Raw genomic sequence first — 17,197 nt, forward strand, 5'->3', positions numbered from 1 at the left:
GCACACAGCCGTGTGCAGCCCACCCCTGCTCGTTCCCCGATTGCTCGAAATATTGTTAACAAAACCGTTGACGTCAATTGGCCGGGTCTCTAACGTCATCCGCACGCCGGGTCCGTCGCCATCGAGCCGCTCGGCTCGCCCCCTCCCCGAAGCCGCCTCCAGGGACACCGCTGTCCCGAACGAGAGGAACCCCCGATGTCGCCCTCCACCCCAACCGCGGCCGACAGCGCCGTGCGCGGCAACCGGCTGGCCCTGCTGGTCGTCGGCCTGTGCTGGCTGCTCGTCTTCTTCGACGGCCTGGACATGTTCGTCTACGGTTCCGTGCTGCCGCACATGCTCGAGACCAAGGCGCTGGGCATCAGCCCCGGCAAGGCCGGCGACGTCGGCTCGTACGCCACGTTCGGCATGCTGATAGGCGCCCTGTGCTCGGGCACCCTCAGCGACCGGGTCGGCCGCAAGCAGACCATCATCACCTCCACCGCGGTCTTCTCCCTGGCCTCCGCCCTCTGCGCCACAGCGAGCAGCCTCGGCGTATTCAGCATCGGCCGCTTCGTGGTCGGCCTCGGCCTCGGCGGGCTGCTGCCCAGCGCGATCACCCTGGTCGCGGAGTACGCCCCGCGCGGCCGCCGCGCCTTGATCGTCGGCTCTCTGATGACCGCCCACCAGGCCGGCGGCATCCTGGCCGGCTTCGTGGCGCTGTGGACCGACAGCGACTGGCGTCTCTGTTTCTGGATCTGTGTGATCCCGCTCTTCATCGGCGTCCCGCTGGCCGCCAGGTACCTGCCCGAATCGCTGGCCTTCCTGCAGGCCAAGGGGCGTACGGCAGAGGCCGCGGCGCTCGCCGACCGCTATGGCGTCGAGCTCGCCGCCCCGGGCATCAAGCGTCCGGCGGGCGAGGGCTGGGGGGCGCTCGCCGCCCTGTTCCGCGGCAAGCTGTGGATCCAGACCCTGTTCTTCTGGCTGGCCTCCTTCGGCGGGCTCCTCCTGGTGTACGGCTTCTCGCAGTGGCTGCCGTCGATGATGCGTGCCGCCGGCTACGACCTCGGGTCCGCGATCGGTTTCGTCATCGCCATCAACGCCGGTGGCATCGTCGGCATGCTGGTCGGCGGGCGGCTCACCGACAGGTTCGGAGGCTCGCGCATCTCCGCCATCTGGTTCGCCTGCACCGCCGTCGGCATTGGGGTGCTCAGCGTCCATATGCCGCTCGCGCTCACGTACATCGTGGTCTTCCTGACCGGTCTGTTCCTCTTCAGTGGCCAGGCGATGGTCTACGCCACGGTGGCGCACCGTTCGACCGACGAGAACCGTGGCACCGCCGTCGGCTGGGTCTCCGGCATGGGCCGCTTCGGCGCCGTTTTCGGACCGTGGCTCGGCGGCCGGCTGATCGACCACGGCTCGCACACGGCGGGCTTCACCGCGTTCGCACTCGCAGGCGTCTTCGCGCTGGTCTTCGTCAGCCTGACCGGCCTGCCCAGCCTGCAGCCGGCCGTTGCCGACACGAGCGGCGCGGGCGCGCCGGTGTCCGTGGCGAGCTGACCTGAGAACCGTATGAGAAACGGGCCGGACCTCGCAGAGGTCCGGCCCGTCGCCATCGCCGACCGCCCTTCTCCGGCTGTGGGTTTGCTTAGCATCCAGCCCATAGTCAACGTAATTGTTGACAATCTAAAACCGCCGGAATTACGTTCGCAACAGGCCCAAGATCGCGCAGGGCGCCCCGTGGAAACCGTGAAGGAGACACCGGTGAAGCACAAGGCAGTGAACCGCAGGTCCGTCGTCATAGGGATCGGTGTGGCCGCAGGTGCCGCGGCGACCGGAGGGATCGCTCTCGGCGCGCAGGCGGACGAGGCGGAGACCTCATCGGCTACGTCCGGCTCCGCGGGCTCCCTGACCTTCGACAAGGACGACTACACGGAACTGACGGCCACCATCACCACCGACACCGGTGACAAGCTCGTCAAGTACCACTTCTACAAAGCCGTCACGTACGTCACCAAGCCGGTGGACGAGAAGTACCAGTGCCTCAACGTAAGCGTCCCGGTCGAGATCGACGGCACGACCGTCGACGCCACCCGCGCCCCGATCGTCTTCGCCAACTCGGTGGGCGGCTACATGCCTTCGTCGGTGGCGGACGCCGAGGGGGTGGGTGGTGGCGGCGTGACCGGTGGCCCGGGCGCAGGCACTCCGAGCGGTGCACCGAGCGCCTCCGCGTCGAGCAGCGCAGGTTCGTCCGACGCGACGTCCGGCGGCAACGCGATGGTGAACGCCCGGGGCGGCATGGTCAACCTCGGGAAGCTGGGCCTCGCCGCGGGTTACGTCGTCGTGGAACCCGGCGCCCGAGGCCGCACCCTCACTGACTCCCAGGGCACCTACTACGGCACGGCGCCCGCCGCCGTCGTCGACCTGAAGGCCGCGGTCCGGTACGTGCGCGCCAACAAGGGCGTCATCCCGGGCGACACCGACCGGATCGTCTCCACCGGCACCAGCGCCGGCGGCGCCCTCTCCTCGCTGCTCGGCGCGTCCGGCGACAGCAGGATCTACTCCTCGTACCTCAAGGAGATCGGCGCCGCCGAGGCCAGCGACGCCGTCTTCGCCGCCGGCGCCTGGTGTCCGATCACCGACCTGGAGCATGCCGACGGCGCGTACGAGTGGAACTGGGGCACCAACGCCACGAACTCGGGCTCGCAGGTCGACCGGACAGTGTCCAAGACGCTCCAGGCCCAGTACGCGGAGTACCAGGCCTCACTCAAGCTGCGCGGCCTGAACGGCTTCGGCAGGCTCACGGCGCGCAACTACGACGAGTACCTGCTCAAGCAGTACCTCCAGCCGTCCGCCACCGCCTACCTGGCGGACCTCTCCGACGCCGACCGTACGACGTATCTGGCCGCCAACACGTTCATCACCTGGTCCGCGGGCAAGGCCACCTTCACCTGGGGCGACTTCCTCACCCACGTCGGCGCACGCAAGAAGTCCGCCCCGGCCTTCGATGCCTTCGACCTGTCGGCGGGGGAGAACAACGAGTTCGGCACGGGCGCCACCCAGTCCCGCCACTTCACGGCGTACAGCCTCAAGAACGACACAACAGGCGTCACCAGCAAGCGGCTTGACAGCGACATCCCCGAGAAGCTCGACCTGATGAACCCGATGTACCACCTCGCGAACAAGAACCCGGGCCGCGCCAGGCACTGGTGGATCCGCCTCGGCACCAAGGACAGCGATACCTCGCTCAACATCTCCGCCAACCTCGCCGCAGCGCTGGACAACCTGGGCGACAACGTCAACCACCTCTACTACTGGGACGAGGGCCACGGCTCGAACATCGACGCCGCCGACTTCATCACGTGGATCGCCAAGGTGACGGGGCACAGGACGAAGTAGCCACTCAGTCGCAGGGCGGCCCGCCTGGGAGTTGCACGCTCGCGCCCAGTCATTGAGAGGCAAGCGACGGGTTGGACCGCACGCCGCCGCCGACCAGCGCGGATACACAACGCGGCGGCACCGCCACGGTGTTCGCCGTCCTGCGGCGGCACCGGGGGACTCTGGCGGGTGCGACGGTACGCGTCGTCGGCCTGTCCGGACTGACCGGGCTGCTGACGACGGCCGCGATATTCGCGCTCGCCCGGCCTGTCGTCACCCGGATGCGGAACCAACGCATCTGGCACCACCACGTCGAGGACCCCTACGACGCGTACGGGGAGGCGTCGGCGCACGGGAACGGCTTGCCAGCCCGGCCTGACGTCTTTCCGTGTGCCATTCCAGGTTTTCGAATTCCGGGATGAAATGAGGACGGGTGCTCGTCGGGGTCAGTGGGCTTTGATCTCGTCGACGTCCAGGCCGCGGTCGACGCCGTGGGGGACGACGTTCTGCCCAGGCTCGAGGTGCAGGCGCGTGCCATCGAGATAGACCTCGACCTTGTCCGCTTCGAATGACACCAGGTCGCTGATCCGGTCGACCTCCTGGTAGGCGTTGGTGTACGACCAGGCGGCGCGACGCGCGTCGCCGATGTCGTAGTAGTTGCACAGGCCCTTGTAGGGGCAGAAGGTCTGGCCGTCGACGGGGTGCAGCCGGATCTGGTCGATGTCGGCGCGCGGGACGTACCAGCGCGGGGCGAATCCGGACTCGAAGAGCACGACGGGGTGCTCGGAGCGTGCGACGAGGGTGTCGCCGAGGCGGACTTCCAGGGTGCGGGAGGTGTTGCGGATGTCGATGCGGTGGTACGGGTCCGCGGCGTGTCCCAGGATGCGTTCCTCCTCCTCGTAGAAGGCGTCCATCGCCCGCCAGGCGAAGGCGATGCGGCCCTGGAGGTCGGCGGCGTACCTGGGCAGCGCGGTGAACTCCCACGCGGCGCGTTCGGTGGTGCTCTCCCCGGCGTGCACGGCGTACCAGGCGGTGTCGCCGAGGTCCTTGTGGTGGGTGACCTTGCTACTCGGGATCAGGGACTGCTCGTCGATGTCCTCGCGAGGGAAGTAGGCGACGGGGTACCGGCCCGGCTCGTGGAGCAGGATCACGTTCTCGCTGTCCGCGATCCAGGTGTTGTTGAACTTCACGCGCATGCGGCGGCGCAGCCGCTCGGCGAACAGGATGCGTTCGGGGAGCGGTTCGGGGGTGAGGAAGTGTCCGATCGCGCCGGCGGAGAGAGGGCCTTGCTGCCAGGACAGTCCCATGGCGGAATCCTTCCGGGTGCGGGGGGTGGGCGGTGCGCGGGTGGACGCACCCTGACGGGGCGGTTGTTGTTGACGGTCAGGGCGTGGAGGAGCAGCGGTAGACGTGGGCCTGGGCCGACGGAAGCAGGTCAGGCGGCCCTGCCCTTGCCGGTGAGGGCCCACACTCCCCAGTGGTTGCAGAGCTCCTGGACGATGCGCATACCTGGCCCGGCTTCCCCGCTCAGTGAGGCAGGCGGGATGCGGACGCGGAAGTAGCGCGCACTGTCGTGGACTTCGACGTGGAGGCAGGGTGAGTGCCGGATGAGGCGGACCAGGTAGGCGCAGCCGTTTGGGCTTCCGTGCTGGACGGCATTGCCGGCCAGTTCCGAGACACGGGCCCGGATGTCGCCGCCGCGTTGGCACCCGCCCCAGCTGTCGAGGGCCTGCATCGCGAAGTCGCGGGCGGCGCTGAAGGTGTGTTGGGTGAGGTGTCGCATGGTCGGTCCCTCGCCGGCGGCGGCGGGAGAGGGCTGTGCGATCCGCCGCGGTCACAGCCGCCCCGACACCCTTCGCATCAGGCGAGGACGCGGGCCAGGAAGTCGCGGATGTGCTCGGTGATGGTCCCGAGGTGGCTCTCCAGGGCGAAGTGCCCGGACTCGAGCAGGTGGATCTCCGCGTCGGGCAGGTCCTGGGCGAACGCCTCCGCGCCTGCGGGGCCGAAGATCTCGTCGTTCGCGCCCCAGACCGCCAGCAGCGGGACCTGGGAGTCACGGAAGTACTCATGGACCTGCGGGTAGAGGTCCACGTTGGTGGGGTAGTCGCGGAAGAACTTGAGCTGGATCTCATCGTTGCCGGGGCGGTCCAGCAGCGCCTGGTCGTGAACCCAGTTGTCGGGGCTGATCAGGCTGGGGTCGGCGACACCGTTCACGTATTGCCAGCGGGTGATCTCGGGGGTCAGGGCGCCGCGCATGGGGGCTTCGGTGTCCGGTCCCGGGGCCTGGGCGTAGGCGAAGACGCCGTCCCAGAAGGGCTTGACGAAGCCCTCTTCGTAGGCGTTGCCGTTCTGGGTGATGATCGCGGTGATGCGGTCCGGGGACTGGAGGGCGAGCCGCCAGCCGATGGGAGCGCCGTAGTCCTGCACGTACATCGCGAACCGGTCGATGTCCAACTGTCGGAGCAGGCCGGAGGTGACCTCGGTGAGGGCGTCGAAGGTGTACGGGAAGTCCTGCAGGGCGGGCATCGCGGACTGGCCGAACCCGATGTGGTCGGGGGCGATCACGTGGTAGCGGTCGGCGAGTGCCGGGATCAGGTGACGGAACATGTGCGAGCTGGTCGGGAAGCCGTGCAGGAGCACGACTACGGGTGCCTGGGGGTTGCCGGCCTCCCGGTAGAAGACCTCAAGGCCGTTGACGGTGGCGGTGCGGTGGTGGACTGCAGAAACCATGTCCCTAACCTCTCTACTTAGCTTCACTAGTTACATATACAGTCGAGCACCCGGGATCTAACCTGTCAAGAGGCTTTTGGGGGTTAGGTTGGGGTTGCGTTCGGGGTGTCGCCGCGCCGGGGCGGCGGAACGTCGGCCTGTTCTCAAGCCTCCGCCCGTGAACGGTCATCAGCCAGCGCGCCGCCCACTTCAAGCCCGCTCAGGGAGTCGATGTCCGCCCGCGTCGGCTCAGCTCTGTGGGCTGTCGTGGCCGACCGGCTTGAGGTGCCTGGGCCGGCCTGGCACTCGCGCGAGCGGCGGTCCGGCGGCCTGTGCGGTGAGCTCGCGCGGCGCACGGGTCCGGCGGCGTCGTGTATGGCCAGGCGTGGGACGCGGAACTGCTCCTTGGGTGCCGCCCGGGCCGGACGGGGGCTGTCCTTTCTGCCGCGGCTGGTGACTGTCCGGCTGGTGCGGCGCCTCGGGCTGAATCTAACCAGTGAAATGAGATTTTCTGGTTAAGGCGAGCGTGCTCGTATAACCTGTCAAGTGAATCAATTCGGTTAGGAGGTGCGATGGTGACCGACCGAGAGCGGCAAGACGCGCTGCTGGAGCTCCTCAACAGCACGCCGGTGGTCAATGGCGTCGTCCAGGACCAGCTGGCAGATCCGGAAGAGGCCAGGTCCTGGCAGCAGGCCCGCGGCGGCAGCGGAACCGCGGACGAGCTGCGTAGCCTCCTGCGGGCGCGCGATGCCCTGCAGAACGTGGTGCGCGGCAGCCGGCCCGCAACGTCGCTGGCCCCGCTCCTGAAAGACGTCACCTCCCGCCCGCACCTCTCGCCTGAAGGAGTGTCGTGGGAGCTGGACGCCCCCGCGGAGCGCCGAATGGCGGTGGAAACGGTCATGGCGTGGAGCACGGTGCAGCGGACCATGCCCGGACGGCTACGGCCGTGTGCCAACCCGGAATGCCGGCGGTTCCTCATCGACCGCAGCAAGACCAACAAGGCCCGCTGGTGCTCGATGGCCGTCTGCGGTAACCGTATGAAGGCACGGCGCCACTACCAGCGCACCCGCGACGCCACAGCCGAGTAGCGCCTCCGGCAGGCGTTCGGTGCCGGTGAACAAACCCGATCCGCGATCCTCCCGGAAGGCAACGCCGGGGAGGAGGCCATCGGCGCTCACGTCGGATGTCCACGGTGACGCCGGCGCTTCGCCGCGGGGATCTCGCCCGCGATGGGAAGCCAGTAGTAGAGGATGAAGGCGGCGATCACAACCAGGCCGAGTACGGGAAGCAGGGCGCCGAGCAGCGTCCCGATGGCGAGCCAGACAAGGGCGAGCAGGAAGCGCCGGCTGATGGCTGCCACCCCGGCTGAATCGATGGTGGCGGTGAGCAGTCGGCGGTCACGACGGACGTGCCACCAGACGACATTGAACAAGATGGCCAGGAGTTCGAAGGCGGCGCCGAACAGGACGACAGCGGTGAGCTGCCCGTGTCCGTCGCGGAACGTCTCGGCCAGCACGGAGGCGGCGAACGGCAGGAACGCGACGTCCATCAGCAGCACGGTGTTGAGGAAGAGCACCACTCGGTCGGCGCTGCGGATGTGGTCGAACATGATGTGATGGTTGGCCCTCACCTGCTCGATGAGCAGGAAGGCAAGGACATAGGCCAGGTAGGACGGCCAGAGCGCGGCAAGGCCGTGCAACAGGCTGCGGGTGTCGTGCGGCGGGCGGATCTCCAGGACGAGCAGCGTGATCACGAGAACTAAGATCGACCCTGGCACACAGATCACAGCGCCATGAGGGGCTGCCCAGGCCGGTCACCCCCGCAGGAGGTCCGCAATGGCGACGCTGCTGTCCGTCAACACAGGTATGCCCAAGGATGTCTCCTGGCAGGGCAGGACGGTCCACACCGGAGCCTGGAAGGCCCCCGTCCAAGGCCCCCGCATGGTCCGGCGGCTGAACGTCGATGGCGACGGTCAAGGAGACCTGGCTGGGCACGGCGGCGAAATTCGAGCCGTCCTCGTCTACCAGCTGCAGTCCTACCAGTACTGGCAGAAGCACCTCGGCCGCGACGACCTGACCTTCGGGATCTTCGGGGAGAACTTCACCGTCGACGGTCTGCCCGACGACGAAGTATGCATCGGCGACCGGTACCGTATCGGCGAAGCCGAATTCGAAGTCACCCAGCCCCGCGTCACCTGCTATCGCGTCGGCATGCGTCTGGGCGAACTCACCATGGCCTCCCTCCTGGTCGCCCACCACCGCCCCGGCTTCTACCTGCGCGTGATCAACGAAGGACGCGTCCAGGCCGGCGATGAAATCACCTTGACCCGTAAGGGACCCGAAGAGCTCAGCGTCGCCGACACCGACGCACTGCTCTACCTCCCCGACCGCGACCCCGCCAAGCTGCGCAAAGCACTGAACATCCCCGCCCTCAGCCCCGGCTGGCAGCAGTCCTTCCGTGAACTCGCCGCCGCCCAGCAGCCCCAACAGGAACCGGGATGGCCAGGCGAACGCGCCAGCACCCAGCAGCCCAGAGAAGAACCGGGATGGCCCGGCTTCAAGACCATGCGCGTCGCCCGCATCGTCCCCGAGACCCCCACCATCTCGTCGATCTACCTCACCACCACCGACGGCACGCCCCTACCCGAGGCACGCCCAGGCCAGTACCTCTCCATCCGCCTCACCGTCGGCGAAGCCGCCCCTGCAGTGCGCAGCTACTCCCTGTCCTGCGCGCCCACAGTCGGCACCTACCGCATCAGCGTCAAGCACGAGTCCCACGGGAAAGTCAGCAGCTACATCCATGCCACGCTCCACCCCGGTGACCTCGTGGACATCGCCAGCCCCCGCGGAACGTTCGTACTCGAAGAAGGCACCCGCCCGATCGTCCTCCTCTCCGCAGGGATCGGTGTCACTCCCGTGCTCGCCATGCTCCACCAACTCGCCGCCACGCGAGACCCGCGCCCCATCTGGTGGATCCACACCGCCCACGACCGCACCCACCACGCCTTCACGCAAGAGACCAAGGCGCTCCTGGCCCAACTCCCCAACGCCCACGAGCACATCTACTACACCGCCGAAAACCCACATCCCGACGAGCCCCACATCAGCCGGGGCCGCCCGACCGGCCAATCACTCAGGGCCACGGGCATCCCCACGGACGCAGACGCCTACCTCTGCGGACCACCCGCCTTCATGGACGACATCGGAGGCTTCCTGCGCGATCACGGTCTGCGCCCCGAGCAGATCCATACGGAACAGTTCAGCGCTCTCCCCGCCATCAACCCCGGCGTCACACCCACCGCCGCGATCCGGCCGCACCAACCACCCGGTCCCACGGGCACCGGCCCCCTCGTCACCTTCGCCCGCAGCGGCATCACCGCTCCCTGGTCACCCGCTCACGCATCCCTCCTCGATTTCGCCGAAGCCTGCGACGTCCCCACCCGCTGGTCCTGTCGCACCGGCGTCTGCCACACCTGCATCACCCACCTCGTTGCAGGCGACATCACCTACACCACCCCACCCCTCGAACTCCCCGAGCCCAGCACCATCCTCGTCTGTTGCAGCCAACCGACCACCGAAGTCGTCCTCGACCTCTGATCGGCCGTCAACGGGCCCGTCACCGGAGAACGCGGAAACCACACATACGCCAACGCAAGAACACGGCGGCGCGCACACCATGTTCACCACGAACTTGGTCGGTGCGTCCGACAGGGCGTTGCCGTCCTGGTAATGGATCACGTCACCGCCTGGCTCCCAGAACGTCCCACCGGCCTCGACCGCACGCTCCGGCTCACCCTCGAGCTCGAACCGGAGCGCGCCCTCCATCACGTAGCCGAACGACGGGCCCGAGTGGCGATACGGAGGGAGCCCGGGGTGACCGGGAGGCCACTCGACGAGGACGGTCATTCCCGAACCACCTTCGGGAAAGTAGGGCGGAGTGACTTCCTGCAGCAACTTGACTTCGGGCGGCAATGAGCATTGCAGCTTCCGGGACTGGTGCCCGTCTGGGGTACGGGGCCCGGCGATCTGCGACTGCGCCGTGTGGGCGCGACGCCGGCCGCGACCATCCTGACCGCCGCCGGGAGCAGCTTCGCGTCGAACGTGGCAGGGCGCATCCGGTCCGGCACGACATCGCCGTTGACCGCGAAGGTCGGGGTGCCGAGCAGACCGTCCTGCTCGTACGCCTGCTGTGAGGCGGACACGAAGACGTCGTACTTCATGGTGCGCACCTCCGCGTCGAACTCCTTGCCGCGCAGCCCCTTCACTTGGGACGCCATGCGCAGCAGGAACGCGCTCCTGCGGATTGACGGTATTTCACCTCCGCCCGTGTCGGCCGCGAGCCCGCGCCCCCTCAGGGTCCGGTGTCATACCCAGGTCTGACACGGCTTCGCGCGGTCCGACCGAAGTCGCCCATCGGAACGGGAACTCCGGCTGACTTCACCGCCCGCTTACGCCGGGACGATGGAACGGTCCCCAGAAAGCAGTACCCGTAGGGACAAGCGAGCGTCGTGAGCGTCGCCGGATCCAGTACGGCGGTGTCCGGCCTCGGTGCCGTGGGACAACCGATAGCGAGAGGAAGTACCGAAGATGGCCAAGCTGCAGAGCCTGGACCCGATTACGCCGATGTTCGCGCAGTTCAACGAGAAGACCGGGCCCATCGTCCTGGCCAACACCTTCGTCGTCCCGAAGGAGAGGACTGAAGCGTTCCTGACCCTCTTTCGGAGGCAGGGGGAGTTCATGAAGGCTCAGCCGGGATTCGTCTCCCTGCAGATGCACAAGGGAACGGCGGACAGTCAACTTCTGATGAACGTCGCGGTCTGGGAGTCGACCGAGGCTCTCGCCACGGCGTTCGGCAGCCCGGAGTTCCAGCGCATGGCTGCCGAGTTCCCCGACGACATCGTGTCGTACCCGCACATCTTCGAGCAGATCGACGCATGACACGGCAGCTGCAGCCGGGGGAGGGCAGCCGGAGAAGCCCTGCCTTCCCCCGAGTAGTCATGCATCCATGCACCATGCCGGGTCGCCAAGGCCGCCGAGTACCCCACCACGCGTAGCCCCGTCCCTGAAGAGGAGTCACTATGACCGTGGAACTGAATCACACCATCGTCCCCGCCCGTGACCCGCAAGCCTCGGCGCAGTTCCTGGCCGAAATCCTCGGCCTGAGTGTCGATCCGCCGGTGGCCCACTTCACGCCGGTCACGCTGGCCAACCAGGTCAGCCTGGACTACGACCAGCTGGACGACTTTGAGCCACACCACTACGCGTTCATGGTCAGCGAGCAGGAGTTCGACGCCGCCCTCGCCCGCATCCAGCACGGTGGAATCACCCACTACGGCGATCCCGCTTGCCAAGAAATTGGGCAGATCTATCACAGCAAGCGCCCCATAGGCCGCAGGGGCACCTACTTCCACGACCCCGACGGACATCTCATGGAAATCCTCACCCTGGGCGGCACCGAGTCATGAGGCCGATGGCGGCCCAGCGGATCATGGCTTCGCGGGTGGCGGGATCACGTTCGTAGTCGCGGGCGAGGCGGCGATGCGCGGTCAGCCGCGTCAGCCGTCCGTTCCACGACCCATCTGCAGGGCAGCACTGCGAAGCACTTCTGGTCTGCGGGTTTACGGACGATGCTGACGGTCGTACCCAGTCTGAGCGGCCCGGTCGACCAGACGTCCGGCAAAATCGGCATCGGCATCGGCGAAGACGAACCGGCAGGCCGGCGTGGTCAGAGACGCCCCGAGTAAGGCGATCCTGGCACGCTGCCGGGCGGTAGGCGACCTGCCGTCCGCCAAGGCCCACGTTCCCTTGAATGCCGCCAACAAGACCCTTCTCAAACACGCTCCAGTGGGCCCAGCCCCGGGCGACTGGGCGCGTAGGTACCGGGAGCTGACGCCTTTGAGGCTGTTGACGAGCTCGGACAGGGCGACCTTTGGCGGGTAGTGCACGAGAAGGTGGACGTGGTCGCCTTCGCCGTTGAATTCCCGCAGCTCTGCGCCGAAGCTCTCGCACACGTCGCGCATGATCTCCTCGCAGCGTGTCAGCATCTCGCCGTTGAAGGCTTCACTCCCAGGGACTGGGACTGGGACTGGGACTGGGACGGCTGCCGGTGGGACTCCACCCCGCACGATCCCGTGACCCGCGTCCGCTTCCAGGGCGTTGGGCACGTCAAGGTCAACCAGCACCGCGCGGTGGTCGGCAAAGTGAAGACCGTGTCGGTCAAGAGGAGGGCCGCAAGTGGTTCGTCGTGCTGACCGCCGAGCAGCCCCGCCCCGAGCCGCTTCCCGCGCCGCAAGACCAAGAACCGCGCCCTCAACCACCAGCGGGCGATGGAGAAGGTCGCGGCGCTGAACGGCTGGGTGCGCCGTCAGCGGCTCGACCACGCGCACAAGACCGCGCTCGGCCTGGTCCGTGAACACGACTTCATCGCGCATGAAGACCTCAAGATCCGCAATATGAGCAAGGCTCCCGCGCCGAAACCTGACCCCGTGCTGCCGGGCGGATTCCTGCCGAACGGGGCCGCGGGCAAGGCCGGGCTGGTCCGTCGCGATGCCAACCGGGCATAGCGAGAAGGCCCGTCCTTCAAGACGGGGAGGAGTCACGAACGAGTCACTGACCACCGTGCACCGTGTCGCTGACTCTGGCCGCCACGGACGATTGGACGCCCTCGTCCTATGACCACAGGCCGACCGTGGACTCATTCATCCAGCCCGGGAGATCCACGCCCATGTGCGGGCCGGCCGGCTCCACGAGGCGGCGGCGCTCATCCCGGCCGAGTCGTCCTACCTCAAGGACGTCACAACTCCGACCGGCTGAACCGCCCCGAACTCCCCGGATTGCTGCCCCGATGGCTGCCCTCACCGGCGCGGCCTGGCATTCTGCACGGATCCGCCGGACCTTCGACCGTGGAGACCGGCAGCTCTTGGCAGCGGACAGAGGGAGACAGTCGTGGAACCAACGCCTGCCCGGGAGCTCCGAGACGCGCTCCCCGAGGGACTTGCCGAGGCGGTGCACGACACCGCCGAGGAGATAGCGGCGCTGCTGCGCGGACGGACGGACACGGGCATTCCGGTCCCCGGATCCATCTGGACCCTCGGCGAGGCGGCAGCCCACCTGGCGCAGGCCAATGAACTGATGGCTGATATCGCGGCCGGCCATGAGCGCCCGTACGGGGACGGTACGCCGCAGAGTCTTGCGGCGGCCAATGAGCGTTCCCTCGCCGGGTTCGACGAGCGTGGGGCGGATCCGCTCGCCGAGATGATCGTGGCGCAGGCCGATGCCTTCCTCGGGGCGGCGGACCAGCGCCCGTTGGACGAGACCGTGATCACCCCTCTGGGCTCGATGAATGTGGCCACCCTCGGCTCGTATCTGCTCACGCACATGCTCGGCCACGGCTACGATCTCGCCCGCGCGGTCGGCCGTCCGCACATGGTCGACCTAGCCCGGGTCGAGCTGTCGATGCCCTTCATGTTCACGGCCATGCCGCGGGTCGTCTCCGCCGCAGCCGCCGGGCTGAGTGCCCGCTTCGACATCCGTCTGCTCGGCGGCTCGCGGTTCGGGGTGATCGTCACCGACGGTGCGGTGACTGTCGAGCGCGGGCCGGTGAGCCGCCCGGACTGCACGATCCTCATCGAGCCGGTCACGTTCCTGCTGATCGCGCTCGGCCGCTGCGATCCCTGGGGTGCCATCGCCCGCGGCCGTGTGCTCACCTGGGGCCGTAAGCCCTGGCTCGCCCCACGCTTCCCGACCTTGTTCACGGCGCCCTGACGTGTGAGCCCATCCGGTGGCGGGATCGCGACGCCGTGGCATTCACCTTCCCCGTAAGCGGCGGCCATGTGCTCACCCGGGGCCGTAACAACTTGGTGCCCCATAGGCGGTGACACCGACCATCACCAAAGTCGTAAGTCATTACAACGGAAGGGGCGGCGCCGGAATTCTCCGGTGCCGCCCCTTCCAGCTGTCTGTCAAACGTCTGTTCCATAACCGGGGGTGCGCTATTTCCGGGTCGCTCACTTACGACGGCTGCGAGAGCCGGTCAGGCTTTCGTGCGTGATAGGTGGTCTGAGAGGTCGATGAGCCGTTGAATGCGGAGCACCGTCTCGTCTGCCGTCGGCGATGGTCCACCGTGAAGTGCCTACTTCCAGCGCATGTGGACCGCGTTGCAGGCCGAGGACAACAACCGCATGCGCCTCTACCTCGCCCACCACGAGGGAGAGGTACTCGCGGCCGCCACTATGCTGACCGTCGGCGAGCACGTCTGGTACTCCTATGGTGCCTCGACCAGTCGTAAGCGTGAGGTCCAGCCCAACAACGCCATCCAGTGGCGAATGATGTCCGATGCCTACGAACTCGGCGCCGGCATCTACGACTTCCGTGGCATCACCGACACGCTGGAGGAGGACAACCACCTCCTCGGTCTGCTCCGGTTCAAGGTCGGCACCGGCGGACAGGCCGTTGAATACCTGGGGGAGTGGGACTTCCCGCTCAACAAGGTTCTGCACAAGGCACTCAACCTCTACATGTCCCGCCGCTGACATCGCCCCGCGCCGCAAGCCGACCCCGGATCTCTGGCCCCAATTGGCTCCAGTTGGTTCTGAGTTCAACTCCGGCCCGAAGCGGCCCCGTCTCCAACCTGCAGGGCGAGCCGGCTCTCCCTGCACCTCGAAACGTCCGTCGGAGCCGACTCGAGCCGGACGAGCGTGGCCGGCCGTCCGGGCCTGGATGCGGCACGTCCTGGACCCGCTGGAGGCCAAGTTCCCCAAAGGGCCGGCGTGAGTACCTGTGTCAGTTCCGCCGGTCAGTGACGGTCCGTCAAAGGGCGGCTCCAGGCCGATCGATGAGCCGGCCGCCGCTTCGGCTACTCGGCCTGCCTGGTTCGCCTTGACGGGCTGTTTCTCGCCAGTACCAGCGGGGATTTCCCTCGAGGCATTCTTGCGCGAGCAAAGCGGTGAAGATCCGCTTCCGCGGGCCGTGCCGTCGATCGCCCGCCCCCACCAGCATCCACCGCGCCATGCTCACCAACACAATCCACCGGGCAGGCCCCGGGCGTGGCCAGTCGGCAGCGTCAGGACGGACCCGCGTTGCCGGTGTCGGCAGCCCGGGGAGCTTCCGTCATCACAGGTCACGCGGAATGTCGTCCTCATCAAGGCACCCGCAGGTGGCGACCGGTTCGTGGACCCTCCTTCAAATCTTGTCCACTAATTCCACACATCCCTCTCTGCAGGTGGGCATTGATGGTCTAGATTGACCGTGCTTCACATGGTGGGACACCAGGCGACAAATGATGATCTATTGGTCTGGCGCTACGGACGGCAGCGACTGCGGCTCCGGCGTCGGACGTGGGGGTGATCAACTCTTGGAGCCCACGAGGGGGCTTTGGACGCGGGCAGCATCCGAGGTTTCGGCGGGTTTCTGGCAGGACGTGTGGGTCTGCTGTCGCCAGGGCGGGTTGTTCAAGTAGCGCTGAATCAGCAGGAATGCGATGCGCGGGAGGCGGGGGCCTCCCGGGGGACGAACAGCGCGGCGCGGGGGGCGGGGCCTCCCGAGGTGAAGGACTGTGAGGAGGCGGGGGCCTTCTGGGGGGAGGGACAAGTGTTGGGCGAGCACGTCGAACCACTGGACCGGGGGGGTTCTGTGCGACAGGGGGGATTAGTCGGCCCTTTTCCGTCGGCGCACGGGCATCTGGCGAACGGGGCTTTCAGACAGCCGGCGAGCGACTGGGAGCAGCGCTATCGCCGTACCGTGATCACCAGCGACACCGTGGCCACCGCCTTGGTGGTGGCGTCGATCGGAATCTTCTTCGGGGCCCGGGACGCGGCCAACTGGCACGAGAAGTGGGGAATCCTCGCATTCGGCACCGAGCTGCTGGTGCTGGGAGCGCTTGCGGTGATCCGGGCGTGGGCTCCGGCCGTACTCGGCCAGGGCGCCGAGGAGTTCCGCAGACTCGGGCGTTCACTGTTCACGGCGACCGTCGTCCTGGCGCTCGGCGGGATCGCTCTCACCTCGCGCAACATCAAGCTCTGGATCTTCGTCGCCATACCCGCCATTGCGTTCGTGACCATGACCGAGCGGTATCTGCTCCGCCTCTGGCTGCACAAGCAGCGCAAGGAAGGACAGTGCCTGCGACCGGTGCTCGCCGCCGGGAGCCCGGCCACCGTCCGCGACCTGATCACCCGAACCCGCAAGTTCCCGCATCTCGGCTGGCGGGTGGAGGCGGTGTGCACGACGGACGGGCTCGGGCTCGACGGTGACCAACTGGACGGAGTGCCGGTCGTCGGCCAACTCACGGACGTCGCAAGCCATGTCCACCGCGACGGCTACCGCGTCGTCGCCGTCACACCGGACCCGCACTGGTCACCGGACCGGCTGCAGCGGCTGGCCTGGAACCTCGAAGGCAGCGACGCCGAGATGGTCGTGGCCCCCGTGCTGATGGAGGTGGCCGGCCCGCGGCTGCACGTCGACGCGGTGCTCGGGATCCCACTGCTGCGGGTCAGCATGCCGACCTTCACCGGGGGCCGACGGGCGATCAAGGGAGTCGTCGACCGGATGGGCGCGGCGCTCCTGCTGATCCTGTTCGCGCCGCTGATGGTGCTCGTCGGGCTGCTCGTGGTCGTGGACAGTCGCGGCGGGGCCCTGTACCGCCAGCGCAGAGTCGGCAAGGACGGCCGCGAGTTCACCATCTTCAAGTTCCGCACCATGGTCTCCGGGGCCCACGGCGCACGGGCCCAGCTGGCCGACCGCAACGAGGGCGCAGGCCTGCTGTTCAAGCTCCACCGGGATCCGCGGGTGACCCGGGTCGGAGCGGTGCTGCGCAGGTACTCGATCGACGAACTCCCGCAGCTGCTCAACGTATTGACCGGATCGATGTCGCTCGTCGGACCGCGGCCTCCGTTACCGGAGGAGTCCGCTGCGTACGGGCCGGACATTCGGCGGCGTCTCCTTGTCAAGCCCGGGCTCACCGGACTGTGGCAGATCAGCGGGCGCAGCGACCTTCCGTGGCAGGAGGCCGTGCGGCTCGACCTGCGGTACGTGGAGGACTGGTCGCTCGCCCTGGACACAGTGATCTTGTGGAAGACGCTGCGTGCGGTGCTCCAGGGGCAGGGGGCTTACTGAGGCGCGGGGGGCGCCGTCCGGCAGGC

At 67.7% G+C, this 17,197-nt stretch carries 13 protein-coding genes and 4 pseudogenes; 10 read left to right on the forward strand and 7 right to left on the reverse strand.

All coding sequences use genetic code 11. The features are described 5' to 3' along the window. Window positions 1-195: 195 nt before the first annotated feature. Both OHA58_RS38380 and OHA58_RS38385 read left to right on the forward strand, forming a co-directional pair. Window positions 196-1,536 (forward strand): MFS transporter, encoded by a 1,341-nt coding sequence (locus OHA58_RS38380; protein WP_405484557.1) that lies wholly within the window; start codon window positions 196-198, stop codon window positions 1,534-1,536. 204 nt (window positions 1,537-1,740) lie between these two features. Further along, window positions 1,741-3,375: a subtype B tannase gene (locus OHA58_RS38385; RefSeq protein ID WP_405484559.1), complete on the forward strand. Its 1,635-nt coding sequence runs from the start codon at window positions 1,741-1,743 to the stop codon at window positions 3,373-3,375. A gap of 425 nt (window positions 3,376-3,800) precedes the next feature. On the opposite strand, the gene OHA58_RS38390 is transcribed toward OHA58_RS38385, so the two are convergent. The 3 genes from OHA58_RS38390 to OHA58_RS38400 form a co-directional block, all read right to left on the reverse strand. Then, window positions 3,801-4,661 carry a DUF427 domain-containing protein gene (locus OHA58_RS38390; protein ID WP_405484561.1) on the reverse strand — a complete coding sequence of 287 codons (861 nt, stop codon included), beginning with the start codon at window positions 4,659-4,661 and terminating at the stop codon, window positions 3,801-3,803. 128 nt (window positions 4,662-4,789) lie between these two features. Then, a complete protein-coding gene (locus tag OHA58_RS38395) occupies window positions 4,790-5,137 on the reverse strand; it encodes an ATP-binding protein (RefSeq protein ID WP_405484563.1) in 348 nt (115 codons plus the stop codon). A gap of 77 nt (window positions 5,138-5,214) precedes the next feature. After that, entirely contained in the window at window positions 5,215-6,084 is an 870-nt protein-coding gene (locus OHA58_RS38400; RefSeq protein ID WP_405484565.1) for an alpha/beta fold hydrolase, read from the reverse strand. Window positions 6,085-6,635: 551 nt separating this feature from the next. On the opposite strand from OHA58_RS38400, the gene OHA58_RS38405 reads away from it, so the two are divergent. After that, window positions 6,636-7,151, forward strand: a complete 516-nt coding sequence (locus OHA58_RS38405) for a CGNR zinc finger domain-containing protein (RefSeq protein WP_405484567.1) — start codon at window positions 6,636-6,638, stop codon at window positions 7,149-7,151. An 86-nt stretch (window positions 7,152-7,237) separates the two neighbouring features. Here OHA58_RS38405 and OHA58_RS38410 read toward each other — a convergent pair whose 3' ends face one another. Then, window positions 7,238-7,816, reverse strand: coding sequence for a TMEM175 family protein (locus OHA58_RS38410; RefSeq protein ID WP_405484569.1), 579 nt, complete (start codon window positions 7,814-7,816; stop codon window positions 7,238-7,240). 82 nt (window positions 7,817-7,898) lie between these two features. Here OHA58_RS38410 and OHA58_RS38415 point away from each other — a divergent pair, with 82 nt between their 5' ends. Then, window positions 7,899-9,659: an MOSC domain-containing protein gene (locus tag OHA58_RS38415; RefSeq protein WP_405484571.1), complete on the forward strand. Its 1,761-nt coding sequence runs from the start codon at window positions 7,899-7,901 to the stop codon at window positions 9,657-9,659. Window positions 9,660-9,725: 66 nt separating this feature from the next. Here the strand turns inward: OHA58_RS38415 and OHA58_RS38420 are convergent. Both OHA58_RS38420 and OHA58_RS38425 read right to left on the reverse strand, forming a co-directional pair. Beyond that, window positions 9,726-10,046, reverse strand: a pseudogene (locus OHA58_RS38420) (cupin domain-containing protein); the annotation flags it as partial. Then, window positions 9,965-10,339, reverse strand: a complete 375-nt coding sequence (locus OHA58_RS38425; RefSeq protein WP_405484573.1) for a DsbA family protein — start codon at window positions 10,337-10,339, stop codon at window positions 9,965-9,967. The gene OHA58_RS38425 and the pseudogene OHA58_RS38420, both read right to left, overlap by 82 nt. A gap of 310 nt (window positions 10,340-10,649) precedes the next feature. On the opposite strand from OHA58_RS38425, the gene OHA58_RS38430 reads away from it, so the two are divergent. Further along, window positions 10,650-11,000 carry an antibiotic biosynthesis monooxygenase family protein gene (locus tag OHA58_RS38430; protein ID WP_405484575.1) on the forward strand — a complete coding sequence of 117 codons (351 nt, stop codon included), beginning with the start codon at window positions 10,650-10,652 and terminating at the stop codon, window positions 10,998-11,000. A gap of 140 nt (window positions 11,001-11,140) precedes the next feature. Beyond that, window positions 11,141-11,527: a VOC family protein gene (locus OHA58_RS38435; protein ID WP_405484577.1), complete on the forward strand. Its 387-nt coding sequence runs from the start codon at window positions 11,141-11,143 to the stop codon at window positions 11,525-11,527. A 399-nt stretch (window positions 11,528-11,926) separates the two neighbouring features. On the opposite strand, the pseudogene tnpA reads toward OHA58_RS38435, so the two are convergent. Further along, window positions 11,927-12,076, reverse strand: a pseudogene (gene tnpA, locus OHA58_RS38440) (IS200/IS605 family transposase); the annotation flags it as partial. Between the two features lie 75 nt (window positions 12,077-12,151). Here tnpA and OHA58_RS38445 point away from each other — a divergent pair. The 4 genes and pseudogenes from OHA58_RS38445 to OHA58_RS38460 form a co-directional block, all read left to right on the forward strand. Continuing rightward, window positions 12,152-12,598: pseudogene (locus OHA58_RS38445) on the forward strand (RNA-guided endonuclease TnpB family protein); the annotation flags it as partial. Between the two features lie 409 nt (window positions 12,599-13,007). Next, window positions 13,008-13,826: a maleylpyruvate isomerase family mycothiol-dependent enzyme gene (locus tag OHA58_RS38450; protein ID WP_405484579.1), complete on the forward strand. Its 819-nt coding sequence runs from the start codon at window positions 13,008-13,010 to the stop codon at window positions 13,824-13,826. A gap of 368 nt (window positions 13,827-14,194) precedes the next feature. Next, window positions 14,195-14,593, forward strand: a pseudogene (locus OHA58_RS38455) (lipid II:glycine glycyltransferase FemX); the annotation flags it as partial. 1,099 nt (window positions 14,594-15,692) lie between these two features. Beyond that, window positions 15,693-17,171, forward strand: coding sequence for a sugar transferase (locus OHA58_RS38460; protein WP_405484581.1), 1,479 nt, complete (start codon window positions 15,693-15,695; stop codon window positions 17,169-17,171). The last annotated feature ends 26 nt before the right edge of the window (window positions 17,172-17,197 follow it).

Origin of the sequence: Streptomyces sp. NBC_00009 (assembly GCF_045040855.1) — a bacterium.
GTDB classification, from domain to species: Bacteria; Actinomycetota; Actinomycetes; order Streptomycetales; family Streptomycetaceae; genus Streptomyces; species Streptomyces aureus.